General features: G+C 52.0%; 13 protein-coding genes and 1 pseudogene. 7 read left to right on the forward strand and 7 right to left on the reverse strand.

Annotated elements, in window-relative coordinates; all coding sequences use genetic code 11:
- Positions 1 to 138: 138 nt before the first annotated feature.
- From AUR64_RS01600 to AUR64_RS01620, 5 genes are all read left to right on the forward strand, one after another.
- Complete coding sequence (locus tag AUR64_RS01600) at positions 139 to 1164, forward strand: ABC transporter permease (RefSeq protein WP_058580202.1); 1026 nt, start codon at positions 139 to 141, stop codon at positions 1162 to 1164.
- Complete coding sequence (locus tag AUR64_RS01605; protein ID WP_058580203.1) at positions 1151 to 2170, forward strand: ABC transporter permease; 1020 nt, start codon at positions 1151 to 1153, stop codon at positions 2168 to 2170. The genes AUR64_RS01600 and AUR64_RS01605 overlap by 14 nt, the downstream gene beginning before the upstream one ends.
- The gene (locus AUR64_RS01610; protein WP_058580204.1) at positions 2167 to 2424 is read left to right on the forward strand and encodes a hypothetical protein; all 258 of its coding nucleotides are present in this window, start codon (positions 2167 to 2169) and stop codon (positions 2422 to 2424) included. The genes AUR64_RS01605 and AUR64_RS01610 overlap by 4 nt, the downstream gene beginning before the upstream one ends.
- 128 nt (positions 2425 to 2552) lie before the next feature.
- Positions 2553 to 3662, forward strand: coding sequence for an ABC transporter ATP-binding protein (locus AUR64_RS01615; protein WP_058580205.1), 1110 nt, complete (start codon positions 2553 to 2555; stop codon positions 3660 to 3662).
- Position 3663: 1 nt separating this feature from the next.
- Positions 3664 to 4791, forward strand: coding sequence for an ABC transporter ATP-binding protein (locus tag AUR64_RS01620; protein ID WP_058580206.1), 1128 nt, complete (start codon positions 3664 to 3666; stop codon positions 4789 to 4791).
- A 78-nt stretch (positions 4792 to 4869) separates the two neighbouring features.
- Here AUR64_RS01620 and AUR64_RS01625 read toward each other — a convergent pair whose 3' ends face one another.
- The 6 genes and pseudogenes from AUR64_RS01625 to AUR64_RS21345 form a co-directional block, all read right to left on the reverse strand.
- Complete coding sequence (locus AUR64_RS01625) at positions 4870 to 5985, reverse strand: mandelate racemase/muconate lactonizing enzyme family protein (RefSeq protein ID WP_058580207.1); 1116 nt, start codon at positions 5983 to 5985, stop codon at positions 4870 to 4872.
- Positions 5986 to 6089: 104 nt separating this feature from the next.
- Entirely contained in the window at positions 6090 to 6467 is a 378-nt protein-coding gene (locus AUR64_RS01630) for a Rid family detoxifying hydrolase (protein WP_058580208.1), read from the reverse strand.
- Positions 6468 to 6707: 240 nt separating this feature from the next.
- Complete coding sequence (locus AUR64_RS01635; protein ID WP_058580237.1) at positions 6708 to 6983, reverse strand: PadR family transcriptional regulator; 276 nt, start codon at positions 6981 to 6983, stop codon at positions 6708 to 6710.
- Positions 6984 to 7193: 210 nt separating this feature from the next.
- Positions 7194 to 8342, reverse strand: coding sequence for a Gfo/Idh/MocA family protein (locus AUR64_RS01640; protein ID WP_058580209.1), 1149 nt, complete (start codon positions 8340 to 8342; stop codon positions 7194 to 7196).
- Between the two features lie 96 nt (positions 8343 to 8438).
- On the reverse strand, positions 8439 to 9515 hold the full coding sequence (locus AUR64_RS01645) for a glucose 1-dehydrogenase (protein WP_058580210.1): 1077 nt from the start codon (positions 9513 to 9515) through the stop codon (positions 8439 to 8441).
- A 518-nt stretch (positions 9516 to 10033) separates the two neighbouring features.
- Positions 10034 to 10327: pseudogene (locus AUR64_RS21345) on the reverse strand (nitrilase-related carbon-nitrogen hydrolase); the annotation flags it as partial.
- A gap of 110 nt (positions 10328 to 10437) precedes the next feature.
- Between AUR64_RS21345 and AUR64_RS19885 the strand changes: the two are divergent.
- Positions 10438 to 11481: a DUF4432 family protein gene (locus AUR64_RS19885; protein ID WP_276203524.1), complete on the forward strand. Its 1044-nt coding sequence runs from the start codon at positions 10438 to 10440 to the stop codon at positions 11479 to 11481.
- A gap of 109 nt (positions 11482 to 11590) precedes the next feature.
- Positions 11591 to 12802, forward strand: a complete 1212-nt coding sequence (locus tag AUR64_RS01650) for an aminotransferase class V-fold PLP-dependent enzyme (RefSeq protein WP_058580211.1) — start codon at positions 11591 to 11593, stop codon at positions 12800 to 12802.
- 31 nt (positions 12803 to 12833) lie between these two features.
- On the opposite strand, the gene AUR64_RS01655 is transcribed toward AUR64_RS01650, so the two are convergent.
- A complete protein-coding gene (locus AUR64_RS01655; protein ID WP_058580212.1) occupies positions 12834 to 13907 on the reverse strand; it encodes a sulfatase-like hydrolase/transferase in 1074 nt (357 codons plus the stop codon).
- Between the last annotated feature and the right edge of the window lie 31 nt (positions 13908 to 13938).

The raw sequence follows: 13938 nt of genomic DNA on the forward strand, positions 1-13938 counted from the left end.
AAGCCGATCCAGGAATGTCATACACACTTGTTTGAACAATCCCTAATGAACTTTTCCAGTATGACTTCTCGTATCGTGGTCTATGTGGAAACATCCCATAGATTTATCTAATGGGAAGGAGCATGCCAGAGTAACACGATGTACTATGCAAAGCGTATCGGCCAGTCCATACTCGTGTTTCTCATCGCGGTAACGGTGACATTCGCTCTCTACCGAATGCTCCCGTTCGGACCGGTCGAGATGCTCAAAATCCAATTAATGCAACAATTCATCGAACAAGGTAGCAGCCCAACACCTGAACAGATGGCTAAAATAAACGGGATGGTGCAGACGTACACCGGGATTGACCCATCCCAACCGTGGTACATCTCATACTACGAATACATTCGAGATATCGTCCTCTACCAAGACTTCGGACGATCCATCTTCAAACAAGAGCCAGTGTTCACTATCCTGTTCAAGGCCATGCCGTGGTCCATCTTCATCAGCATCTACGGCCTTGCGCTCGGAACCACCGTAAGCCTCCTGCTCGGTGCAGGAATGGCCTACACTGAAGGAAGCCGATTCGACACTGGTCTGACTATCTTCTCGATCATCAACACTACTGTCCCCTACTACGTCGTCGCCATCCTTACACTCATCATCTTCTCGTTCAATCTCGGATGGTTCCCCAGTGGTGGACGAATGGACCCAGCGACAACTCCCGGGATAAATTTGCCATTCATCATAGGCGTCGTCAAACATGCAGCACTCCCAGTGTTCTCATCATTCATCGCTGGCTTTGGCGGTGCACTCGCCTTCCGCGGAAACTGCATCCGTGAAATGGGTGAAGGATACATTCGCGTCGCACAACTCCGCGGCATCAGCAAAGGCCGAATCGCAATCCGCTACGTCGGTCGCAACGCACTACTCCCAGTCTACACAAGCATCATGATGGGGCTTGCAGGACTCTTTGGGAGCAGTATTATTCTTGAAACTATCTTCAATTACCCTGCGATGGGTTACGTAACCTTCAACGCACTCCTGAATCGGGACTACCCATTAATCATGGGTGCGTTCATCTTCTTCACAGCAATCACGCTGCTTGGTATTCTCGTCGCCGACCTCACGTACGGTATCATCGACCCACGAGTCAAAGGAGGGAGCAACCGTGAAGCATACTGAATCAGACGACACCAACGATATCCAGACGGACGGTGGAATGCGTTCAATCGACGACAGTCTCTTCACTCGAACGTCCGACGTTCCAGCGCTTACCCGAAAGGAGAAACTTGTTCGAACCGTCGACCGGTCTCTCTACGCGCCACTTGCGGTTATCGTTCGAGATTGGCGTGGTCTGATCGGTGGAACCATCATCGCACTGTTCGTGTTCTTCGGGACTATTGGCACCAGCCTCGTTGACAAACCAACGATGATGGAAGGCCCCATCTTCCTGTCCCCATTCACCAACTGGGAGTATCCACTTGGAACGGGCGTCATGGGCCAAGACATCCTTGAGCAGGTCATACATGCAACACCTGCAATGCTTCAGATGGTGCTTGCCGGAGCACTCCTCTCGGTCACACTCGGTACTCTCATCGGAACTGTCGCTGGCTACCGCGGCGGCACGACCGACAAGGTCCTGATGATGGCTACAGACGTTGTACTCACAATCCCAGGGCTTGCTCTGATTATCGTGCTGGCAAGCATCTACCAGCCTGAATCACCGATCGTCGTTGGTCTCATCCTCGGAATTGACAACTGGCCAAAACTCGCACGCACTATCCGCTCGCAGGTCCTCAGCATCCGCGAAGAGTCATACACAGAAGCATCCCGCATCATGGGCCTCTCACAATTCCACATCCTCCGCAAGGACGTCATCTCGAACTTGATGCCATACATCTCCGTGAACTTCGCAAACAGCGCTCGACTGATTATCTTCGAGTCTGTGGGTCTGTACTTCCTCGGGATCCTCCCCTTCACGACTTTGAATTGGGGTGTGATGATGAACGAAGCGTACGCAGGAGCAGACTTGACAAGCATGCAAGAAATTCACTGGCTGCTCGTTCCGATGGCGCTCATCATGATTGTCTCACTCGGGTTTATCCTCTTCGCACAGGCGTTAGATCGGATCTTCAACGTCCGGCTGCGTGCCCGCCACGAAAAAACCGCAGGGGGTGACGCACAATGAGTACTGCCACGTCGCCAACACAACGACTCACTGACGCAGGAGTCTCTATTCTCCTCACAATCAGGAAGTCCTTCCTGAGTTTCGTTATGACTCTTGGATTGATCTGTCTACTGTTCGCAGCCCTCTTCTCGGAGGCATTCCTTCCAGTCCTCAACAACGGTGTTCTCGCTGGAATGTTCGTCATCTGGGGCGTCAGCGCGTTTGTCTATGCTGTACTCGGATACGTCGTCCTTCGACTCATCGGATACAACTAACGAACTATGTACACGACCACAACAACACCACCAATGCTTGCCCATTCACCCCGACATGGTGCTCCCAACCGACTCGACTCGAAACCACTGCGCGACGATGTTCGCCAACAATGGAATGGTGACAACTAATGGCCGCTGAAACACACTCCACAAACCCCGCCACGATGGATACTCGACAAAACGACGTAATCATAGAAGTCCGTGATGCAAACGTCTCGTTCAGCATGGACCGCGGTGAATCCCGAGTCCTTCGCGACGCGAACCTCACTGTCCAGCGTGGCGAAGTTCTTGGCGTCGTCGGCGAATCCGGCTCAGGAAAGTCGATGCTCGCCTCAGCCATGCTGAACGCGGTCGTCCATCCCGGACAGGTTGATGGCGAAGTCATTTACCACCCGCAGAATGGCGACCCCGTAGACATACTCTCACTCTCGGATAAAGAACTCGCCAAACTCCGGTGGAATGAGATCTCGTTCGTCATCCAGGCTGCACAGAGCGCATTCAACCCAACTATGACTGTCGGAGCCCACTTCGAGGAAACTCTTCGCGCTCACGGCGAAGACAGAGACGCTGGAATGGCGCACGCACGCGAACTCCTCTCAGACCTCTATCTTGAGCCTGACCGCGTCCTCGGATCACATCCCCACGAGCTCTCTGGCGGAATGAAGCAGCGAGCACTCATTGCACTGTCACTCGTGCTTAAGCCTGAAGTTCTCGTGATGGACGAACCAACGGCTGCGCTTGATTTGCTTATGCAGCGATCGATTATTGGCATGCTCGAGGATCTTCAAGAGAAGTATGACTTGACGATGGTGTTCGTCACGCACGACATGCCACTGGTCACAGACCTTGCAGACCGAATCGGCGTCATGTACGCATTCGAGATGATTGAAATCGGTTCAACAGACAACGTTCTGGATAACCCATCACACCCCTACACGCGAGCACTGCTCAATGCAGTACCAAACATCTCGGACCGAGATATGGAAATTCGTGGTATCGAGGGCCGAAGCCCAGACCCAGTGAATATCCCCAAAGGATGTACATTCAATCCTCGATGCCCATTAGCCACAAAAGAATGCGAGGTCAATGATCCTGACTTCCGTGATATTGAGAACGATCACGAGGTCGCATGCTTCCACTGGGAGCGCGCTCGCGAAGACATTCCTCTCGTTGCGCGTGGAGATGATAGTCACAGCGAGCCATCTACTGATGGAAACGGCAGTTTTGGAGGGCTCTGAAATGAGTTCCACTCGTGGTGAGCCAGTCCTGTCACTGGAGAATGTGAGTGTTGAATTCACAAAAGAACGGTTGATGGGGCTCGCTGGATCGGAGACCGTTCACGCAGTAAGTGATGTTTCCTTAGACATCTATGAGAACGATGTTGTTGCACTTGTTGGCGAGTCTGGCTGTGGAAAAACCACGCTTGGGAAAACTGCTATTGGAGTGCAGCGACCGACTCGCGGCACCGTCTCCTATCGAGGCCAAGACATCTGGGAGACCAAAGAAGAATCAAGCGGTTGGTTCAACCGTGGTGGTTCCGATGGTGAATACTCTGAAACAGACATCCGTAAAGCACTCCAAATAATTCACCAGGACCCGGGAAGTGCGCTGAACTCGAACTACGTTGTTGAGTCAATCCTCTCGGACCCCTTGAAACGCTGGAACCCAGACATGAGCGAGGCAGACCGCCGTGAACGAATCTATGGGTTCCTTGAGTACGTCGGGATGGCACCAGCCGAAGACTACGCTGAACGCTACCCACACCAACTCTCTGGTGGTGAACAGCAACGAATTGCTCTCATCCGTGCGCTCTTGATGAATCCCGACCTGATCCTTGGTGACGAAGCAATCTCTGCGCTCGACGTCTCCCTGCGTGTGGAGATGATGGATCTCTTGCTGGAACTTCAAGACCAGTTCAACACCTCATATCTCTTCATCTCGCACAACCTCGCTAACGCGAAGTATCTCACCCAGCGAGCTGGTGGCCGGATCGGCATCATGTATCTCGGCGAACTTGTAGAGATTGGGACTCCAGAGCAAATCATTCACAACCCACAACACCCGTACACGAAGGTGTTGCTCTGGGCAACCTCGGACGTTCACAACCGCGGTGAGGGAGTGACGACACCTCCTGTTCGTTCGCTTGACATCCCAGAAGCAACCGACCCACCGAGTGGCTGCCGGTTCCACACACGATGCCCAGAGGCTCGTGAAACATGCCGAAACACGAAGCCAGCTCTCAAAGACCACGACGGCGATAGTCGTCGCACTGCCTGCTTCAGAGGCGAAGACCAACACGAATATTGGCAGAGCACACCACTTGAAGAAGAGAGTACTGTACCACAACAACCTGCTCAATCCGACTGAGCTGGAAATTCCTTCTACCAGAAAACGGCGTTGTTCTCTTCTTGAGGAATCCGGTCCGTAGTCGCTGAGTCTTCGATTCTAGTCTACTCGATATTGCTCGACTTTCTCTTCGTCGACACTGATACCAAGTCCTGGTCTCTGAGGGACACGGTATCCACCATCTTCAACTTCGAATGGCGTTTCTACGATGTAGTCATCCCAGCCATAGTAGACACTGTCTGGTGGGAGATTGATTCCAGGGGTGCTCGCGACAGTGTGGAGTACAGCGGCTGTCTTGATCCCCAGATCGAAGCCGCAGTGATGTGAGACAGACACCCCTGCGCTGTTCGCAAGTGCGACCTGATCTTTCAGTCGAAGAATGCCACCTGCAGGAACGAGGTCAACAACAGCAACATCTATCGCGTCCTCTTTGAGTAGATAGTTGAGGTTTCGAGGGAAGTAGGTGTCTTCATTCACTGCAATAGGGGTTCGAAGTCGCTCTCGAAGCTTCGCATACGTCCCATACGTATCGATGCGGACTGGTTGTTCGAGATATTGCAGGAAAATACTCTCGTCTTCCAGATGCGCTGCAACACGAACTGCATCTTCGAAGTTCCAGCCCTGGTTCGGGTCCAACCGAAATTCCATCCGTCCATCAACTTCGTCATGCATGGCTCGAAGCCGAGCAACATCATCACGCCAGTCGGGACCTGCTTTCGTTTTCAGTGTCCTGAATCCGGCATCGAATGCTTCCCGAGCATGCTGTCGCGACTCCTCAGGACTGAGGATACCAAGACAGAAGGCGACATCAACCGTGTCGCGGGTTTTTCCACCAAGAAGCTGGTAGAGAGGCACATTCAGCTTCTTGCCGAGTGCGTCCCAGAGAGCGGTCTCTACTGCACCGAGAAACGGCCTAACTTTGACGTACGGATAGTAGAATGACTCAATGAAATCACGGATTTCGTCGAGTTCTCTCCCGATGAGTTCGGGTGCGATGACGTCATCGATGACTGCCTTGGTAACGGCAGCGGACTTCATCCCAACCAACATCTCACCCCAGCCTGTGACTTTCTCGTCAGTCTCTATGCGGACAAGCATTCGCGTCACTGACTCGACACTGTCGTGATTGCTGTTGTATGGTGCAAGACCAAGCGGTTCTTCGAGTGGCTTGACGCCAACCTCAACAGGGATGGCATCTACGCGTGAAACTGGCACACAACTGCCGTCACAGTCCACTACTAAAAATACATCCGTCAACCGCCTCGTTTGCTGATTCGAGCTACCTCAGAGACGAAAGTCTCCTTAAGTACACTCAGAAACTAGTTGGTTGTCGCGATGACTTCGATTTCAACCCCGATATCGATCGGGAGATCACGCACCTCAAAGGCACTCCGGGCGGGATATGGGTCGCTCATATATTCACCATACACCTCATTGATCTCGTCGTAGTTATCCATATCCGTGACGAAGACGGTTGCTTTCACAACATCATCAAGTGAGCATTCCGCTGCCTCAAGCACTGTGTTGATATTTTCGAGGGTTTGGGCCGTCTGTTCGCCAATATTCTCGCTTACCACTTCTCCGGACTCTGGGTCAACTGGTCCTTGACCCGACACGAAGATCCGGTCTCCATCCTTGATTGCTTGCGAGAATGGTCCAATGCTTGCTGGTGCTTTCTCTGCCTGAATCTCTTCCATACGTCATGTCTCTTGAGTCAGGCCTCCATAATATTGGTACGTGAATATGAGCCAGTTTGCCGCGAAATCCATGACCCAACGTAGTGTCTTGTCCTTGCTCCTTTCGCGGACTCGCTTGAGTACTCTTGTGTCTTCGCGCACGAGAGCCTTCACGCACGAGATGTACTACCTCTCGCGAGATACTGACTCTGAAATCATCTTCACACCTAAATCGATTTGTTCCTCAACGAGAGATATTGTCTACGTTTCGACGTATTGTGCTTCCCAGTCGCTTCGCGCGTTCAATTCACGTGACCCTCGCTTCGTGAGAGTGTAGACATTTGTTCGCCTGTCGGCTTTGCTTTTCTCGATTAGTCCCTTTTCGACGAGCGTGTCAAGGTTCGGGTAGAGTCGTCCGTGGTGGACTTCGATCTCGTAGTAGTCCTCCATCTCTTCCTTGATTGCGAGCCCGTGTGGCTCGTCTAGACCAGCTGTCACCGTCAAAAGGTCACGCTGGAACCCAGTCAAGTCATCCATTATCGTATTCGAGATATTCATCTTTCCTTGTATATCTATCGTAGGAGACCAGGGGGACGCGAGGTCTCATACATCTGCTCGTGACAGCTTAACCAACACTAAATTCGAATTATCGCTGTCTGTTGGTTAAGATGGCTCGTCCCGTATCGGAGGCTGTGATGAAACCATGTCCGTAGGGATAATCTTAGCCGATAGTAGTAGAACTGTCTGCTAAGGATCTAGTGCCGTCGATTCCGACTGATCAACGATTTCCTCAGCGCTTACTTCCCGGCCTCGTTCGTCAGAGAGATAGATGCCTTCCATAATGAGCATCGAATTCAATGCAATCTCGGCTGTCGGAATTGTCTCTCTGTCTTCTTGCAGACCGCATATCCAATTGTAGAGGTCACTATCCCAGAGTTCGCTCTCGATATTGTCACCAGTGTATCGCTGTTCACGCCGAGCGAATCCATCCACATCTACACTTGCAGTTAGGTCGGTGTCGGCAACTGTAGTGCGGAACTCGAACGGATCAAGTTGAACGCCGCCCGTTGCACCGACGACCTGACTTGTATCAGATGAATTAGCGAACATTCCCCACGCAGCTTCGATAGTCAAAATCTTCCCATTAGAGAGTCTGGCAAACCCAAACCCAACGTCTTCCATTTCATCCGTTTCTGAGAGTCGTTGCCGGTACCGATTGGCGTTGTCACCGACGTGGTCCTCTGAAAATAGCTCATCGGTGCCATCGAATGTGGCACCACTCACCCGTTCAACCTCTGGATTCCCGAGCAGGTAGAGCATCTGTCCGATCGGGTATGTTCCGATATCGTATACTGGCCCGCCGCTTGCAGCCTGCTTGTTCCTGAAGGACGCGGTCCCGTACCCATTGATGTAAGGTCGGCCTCGAATCCGCTTGTAGGCGGCATGCCCATAGAATAGAGTTCCAAGTCGCCCATCATCGATGAGTCGTTTTGCAGCCCGCGTCTCCTTTGAGTAGAGTTCTATGTTTTGGACTGCAAGCTCGCAGTTGTTGCGCGCTGCGGCATCATACATCTGTTTTGCATCCCTGTAGCTCCCAGCCATCGGTTTCTCCGAGTAGACGTGTTTGCCTGCCTCAAGCGCATCTATAGCGATTGGTGCATGGAGGTTATTGTGCACACAGATGTCTATGACATCGATGTCAGGATTCGACAACGCATCATGGTAGTCTGCGTAGGTGTCTTTGATATCGTATTGTTCAGCAAGTGCGCTGGCACTCTCTGTATCGATGTCAACGATTGCAGCGACGTCCACTCGTGGTGTCTTATTGTAGACGTGAGCGATGTGTGTTGCACCACGGTTGCCTGCACCAATGATTGCGACAGAAATTGGGTTCATCTGTGTGTTACTACGAACTTTGGTAACACAAGTGACATTCGTTGTGGAACCAGCAAAGCATACACATTGCCACCACAGACACTCAACCAGGAAGCTCTAGCGCGTATCGAACTCAACCACCGTCTTGATGACCCCATCACCGTCCTCGAATGCAGCCTCTGCATTCTCCGGTGAGTAGACACCAGTAATGAATTCATCAACGAACCATTCCGGGAACTCCTTGAGACGGTCTATCGCGGCCTCATACTGCTCATAATTCGAGTTGACGCTTCCGAAGAGAGCTTTATTCTCAAGTACAAGATTTCGATGCAGACTACCTCCATCAACCTCAAACTCCCAATCGCTTGGAATTCCCAGCAATGCCCCTACGCCATTCGGTGCAAGCGCATCAACCGTCTCAAAGGCGTGCTTTGCATACCCCGTCGCTTCGTACACAAAGTCCATGGGTTCATGCACAGCAGCGATTTCGCTGACTGGCGTGTCACGTGAATCGACGTAGGTTCCACCCAACCGTTCAATGATGTCGACCGTTGGGTCTGGTCTATCTCGACGGCCGAGACAGTAATTCCGATCGAACGGTGAAGTAGAGGTCTCTAACATTGCCAGTGTGAGCAGTCCTAGTGGGCCGTTCCCAAGAACGACCGCGCTTTCTGGCTCCCACGTGAATGCTGAACGAGATGCGTATGCATGCTCAAACGCTTTCTCAGAGTTCGAGACTGGTTCGACAAGGAAACCAAACTTAGCAAAGGAGTCTGGAACATTGACTAAGAACTCTGGCTTGCTCGTAAAGAACTCAGACATATAGCCGTGTGCACCCACGATTCCACGCTCCACATAATGTCCCTCAGGCGCCATGTCTGGTTCACCACGCTCGAAGTATCGATTTGTCTCCGTGCCTGCTGGTGGACGTCGAACGGTCGGCACTACTAACTGGCCCTCTTCAAGAGCAGTTCCATTAGAATCCTCTACGACTGCCACTGCTTCATGACCAAGTATCTGGTATCCGTCGTCTTCTGGAAATCCACCGTGGTTTCCGCGTATAACCTCGTGATCGGTTCCGTCGATTCCTACACGTAGTGTTCGAAGAAGTGCTTCTCCCTCTTTTGGCTCTGGAACCGGAACGTCGATCAATTGTGGTCGCGATTCATCTGTTTTGACGGCTATTGCTTTCATTTCTTAGTGGCTCCTGTTGGGCGTAGTTGAGCGCGTGTCTTTCTTCGGTCTCGAGAAGACACGACTCTCGGTGACGTGTAACGTGATTTACGATAGGGTATGATAAACGCACCGACAAGCAGACGGTTGTATCCAACCTCTTGAATTAGTCGGGTAATGAGAAACGAGGAATCTATAATATTGTAATACTGTGACAAATGCTGCAAGTTTATCAAATTTCCAATTAAACATATGTTGTTTATATCAGTATCGTGTTCATGCTCCCAATCTAGTACCGCGATAACAAATATTAAGACTAAACTTTTATTCGACAAGTACACAACAAGTCCTCTTTAGTAATATGATTCAATAATTCACGAGGGAAATTAATGTCGATTCAAGGGTCTCCGAATACACACGCTCTCGAGTACGTTCTTCATAGTCAAACATCGTTCCCATCTCAAACTCAATCGTTGGATTACCCATATGTTCCGATGTCGCTGCAATATACCCTCCAGTTGGCGTCAACACACGTGCTTCTACCTTATCACAGGCGATGATGTGATAGCCGTAGTATTTCGACCACGTCTCGAAGTGTTGGTACGACTTCGCAGTCGTAGGTGAAACACGAAATCAGCACGCTGTTCAGCAAATCGCACACCGACTTCTGGATACCGTGCATCCCAACAGATAAATGCACACACACGACCAAACTCAGTCTCCCAGACTGGAACCGAATCCCCGGGAACAATCCCACCCTCCATTTCCCTAATTGTCGGCGCGAGCTTGTGGGCAACTCCTTCGATGTCACCACCTGGATTGATCAGTACCGCTGCGTTCCGAAGTTTCTATCCGTCGCGCTGAATCATCGGCAAGACCACATAGCTATCAAGAGCTTCTGCTTTTTCACTAACTGCTTTTGTTGCTGACCCCGGTACCGGCTGTGCTACATCATCTCGACTTAGATGCAATACTCATCGAGAACTCGTACTTACGGGTGATTTTGCTCCCCGAGAAAGGGGGCGACATCGTCTCTCTGCGAGACAAACGAACTGACATCGATGTTCTCTGGCACGCGCCACACAACTGGTCTGCACCGACAGACCGGTACGTCCCAGCAGAACCGAATTCCAGCTGGAACGACCACTATCCCGGTGGCTGGCAAGTTAATGTCCCCACTGCGGGTGGCGGGCACGATATCCCAGGAAGCGCCTATGGGCTACATGGTGAAAGCGCACTCCTTCCTTGGGACGCATCCATAACACATGCTGACGAGGAAAAAGTCATCGTACGACTTGATGTTGATCTCGTCCGATATCCATTCAGTATTGAGCGTAACCTCACGCTCCGGACAAACGAGTCACGCCTCCGGATTGACGAGACAGTCACGAACCACGGTGGTGTCGAACTTGACTACGTCTGGCAGCAACACATCGCACTCGGCGCACCGCTTCTTGCACCCGGTGCTCGCTTGGATATCCCGGCTGAACGTGGTTTCGTCGAATCATATGGTGAAGGATATCCGAATCGTCGACTCGAAAGTGGCGCTGAATTTGAGTGGCCGAATGCCCCAGGGCATAACGCTGACAGCATCGATTTAGCAAACGACATCCCACCACAGGATGCCAAAATCCACGACCTTGCGTACGCTGTTGACCTTACAGAGGGCTGGTATGCACTCACGAACCCAGACCTCGATCTCGGGTTCGCACTCCAGTTCCCTACTGATCCGTTTGAAGCGCTTTGGTACTGGCAACCTTTCGGCGGGTATGAGGAAGCTCCCTTCTGGAACCGAACCTACAATGTGGGTCTTGAACCGACGACTGCACACCCTGGTGGACGGGCGGGTCAAGAGTCCAATGGAACACTGAAGACGCTTGCACCAGGCGAGTCTATCACTGCTGAGTTTGTGGCAGCCACATATAGTGGACTCACAAGTGTAGACAGTGTGGGTCCTGACGGCGACATCCGTGGCACACAACGCTGAGTCAGAGACACGCTGTCTCCATCGCCCGTCAGCAGTGTGTATTGAGTTAGCACTCGGATTCAAGCACCACGTTTCATAACGGAAGGCCACTCACAGTTCGACATAACATATGAAAATCAAGAAAAGCATTTACGACGAACTTGATGTCCCACGAGTCATCAACGCCGCAAGCACAAAGACACGAATAGGTGGCAGCCTCATTCGCCCGGAAGCAGTTGAGGCAATGAGTCGGGCCGCCGAATCATTCGTTCGGCTTTCCGATCTCCAAGTCCGCGCTGGCGAACTCATCTCCGAAGTAACTGGAGCCGAAGCGGGGTATGTCGGGAGTGGGGGTGCTGCCTCAATGACGCTCGCTGCGGCTGCTGCAATTGCTGGTGACGACCTCGGAATCATGGAACGACTCCCCGACACGGAGGGGATTCCGAACGAAATCGTCATGCCGAAAACTCACCGGAACGGGTACGACCATGCCCTTCGTGCTGCTGGCGCTACAATAGTTGACGCTGGGAATAACGACAACTACCTCGGCACTGGCTCCAACAGCACCGAAATATGGGAGCTTGCTGATGCTATCTCTGAAAACACGGTGGCGATTGCGTACATGCAGAAACTGTACAGCGCACCACCATTAGAAGAGGTCATTGAGGTTGCTCACGACCACGATATCCCAGTCATTGTAGATGCTGCAGCCGAAGTTCCCCCACGAGAAAACCTCTCGAAGTTCATCGACATGGGCGCTGACATGGTCATTTTCAGTGGTGGAAAAGCAATTCGAGGTCCCCAAACCACCGGTATTCTCGCAGGCAAACAAGAGTATATTCGCTCTGCTGCACTCCAGCACTTAGACATGCATGTCGCCCCAGAAGTCTGGGAACCACCAACGGAACTGTTTGACAAAGACGACCTCGCAGGGGTTCCACGACAGGGCATCGGCCGTCCCCTCAAAGTGGGGAAAGAAGAACTCGTTGGGCTCATCAAGGCACTTGAGTTATTCATCGATGAAGACCAAGTCCAACTTGAAGCCGAATGGAACGCCCGCACAGACATCATTGAGGACGGCCTCACTGATATCAAAGGAGTATCGATTGAACGTCGACCCGGTGGGAAGCTAATGGTCGCTCCAGAAGTCTTCGTGACTATCGACCCCGAAGAAGCACAACTGGATGCAGTCGAACTCGTTGGATCGCTCCGAAAAGAGAATCCCCGTATCTTCGTTGGCTCTGACGACCTCCTAGACGATGCATTCTCGATTAACTCTCTGTGTCTAACCGACGATGAAGCGGCATACATCGTAGACCGAATCCAACACTATCTCTGTTAAGCCACAGAAAAACACCTCTCCGGTAGAGGCACTACTCGGCAGGGGTTTTGGGTTCAACCGTAGAGAGCGACCCTTCTTCGACAAACCCCTCGGGTCGGCCCTCCAGATGGCTGACTAAGTTTTCTCGCCACTCACTGTGTCGGTCTGGATTTGAATCTCGGAGATCCGATGTTTCGCCCGGATCATCTTTGAGATCGAATAGTAGATCTTCGCCTGTAACTGGGTTCCAGATGTATTTCGTGTCTTCGTCGACAAGGTAGTGGGCAGCGTTCTCCAGGTGATAGCTGGCCGGTGCGTGTTCCCCGTGGTAGAACTCGCGCCAATCATCACGACTGTCATCGGAGACCAGATTGAGTAGATTTCGTCGTTCAACCGTGTCTGGAATTTCGGCTTCGGCGACAGATAAGAATGTCGGCATGATGTCTTCAAGTCCGACTGGCCTGTCAATGTGGCGACCCCGTTCGCCAGCCATTGACTCAGGTAGACGCATGAGCATCGGCACACGAGCAGATCCCTCGAAGCCATACGTCTTCCGCCAGAGATTGTGGTCTCCGAGCATCTCACCGTGATCAGAGCACATGACCACGAGGGTGTTCTCCAATTCTTCTTGGACAGTCAAGAGGTCGAAGACGCGTTTTAGTTGCTGGTCGATTTGACTAATTAGGCCGTAGTAGCCGATTCGCGCTCGATTGATGACGTTCTCTGGCAGGTCTGCAACCCACGCATTTACTGGTGGGTACTCTGGTATCTTATCGCCATACCAGTCGTCCGCCCAGTCACCGTGGTATGGCGCTGGCACTTCGTCGCTTCGTTCGTTGTACATCTCCCAGTATACTTGCGGTGGGTCAAAGGGGGTGTGTGGCCGCACGTATGAGAGGTTCAAGAAGAACGGCCGAGTCTCATCGCGCGTTTCGAGGAATTCAAGCGCTCGTTGTGTGGTCCAGTGTGTTGGATGCAAATGTTCGTCTAGATGCCAAGGACGTGTGTCCCACGAGTTTCGACCGAGACGATGACCCAACTCGTCGGTGAGCCCATTCGTGTTCTCTTCGAGCCAGACTGTGTAGTCGTCGTCAGGAAATTTGTAGAGCCCTTCATCCTGGTCCATGCTCTCGAAGCCACAGGCGTTCCGATTTGGA

Origin of the sequence: Haloprofundus marisrubri, assembly GCF_001469955.1 — an archaeon.
In the GTDB taxonomy this organism is placed as follows: Archaea; Halobacteriota; Halobacteria; order Halobacteriales; family Haloferacaceae; genus Haloprofundus; species Haloprofundus marisrubri.

Excerpts from the sequence above, each read along its gene's own strand:
- AUR64_RS01600 (WP_058580202.1), top strand. The coding sequence starts at position 139 with ATGTACTATGCAAAGCGTATCGGCCAGTCCATACTCGTGTTTCTCATC.
- AUR64_RS01610 (WP_058580204.1), top strand. The coding sequence starts at position 2,167 with ATGAGTACTGCCACGTCGCCAACACAACGACTCACTGACGCAGGAGTC.
- AUR64_RS01615 (WP_058580205.1), top strand. The coding sequence starts at position 2,553 with ATGGCCGCTGAAACACACTCCACAAACCCCGCCACGATGGATACTCGA.
- AUR64_RS01620 (WP_058580206.1), top strand. The coding sequence starts at position 3,664 with ATGAGTTCCACTCGTGGTGAGCCAGTCCTGTCACTGGAGAATGTGAGT.
- AUR64_RS01630 (WP_058580208.1), bottom strand. The coding sequence starts at position 6,467 with ATGGAAGAGATTCAGGCAGAGAAAGCACCAGCAAGCATTGGACCATTC.
- AUR64_RS01635 (WP_058580237.1), bottom strand. The coding sequence starts at position 6,983 with ATGGATGACTTGACTGGGTTCCAGCGTGACCTTTTGACGGTGACAGCT.
- AUR64_RS01640 (WP_058580209.1), bottom strand. The coding sequence starts at position 8,342 with ATGAACCCAATTTCTGTCGCAATCATTGGTGCAGGCAACCGTGGTGCA.
- AUR64_RS01645 (WP_058580210.1), bottom strand. The coding sequence starts at position 9,515 with ATGAAAGCAATAGCCGTCAAAACAGATGAATCGCGACCACAATTGATC.
- AUR64_RS01650 (WP_058580211.1), top strand. The coding sequence starts at position 11,591 with ATGAAAATCAAGAAAAGCATTTACGACGAACTTGATGTCCCACGAGTC.
- AUR64_RS01655 (WP_058580212.1), bottom strand. The coding sequence starts at position 13,907 with ATGGACCAGGATGAAGGGCTCTACAAATTTCCTGACGACGACTACACA.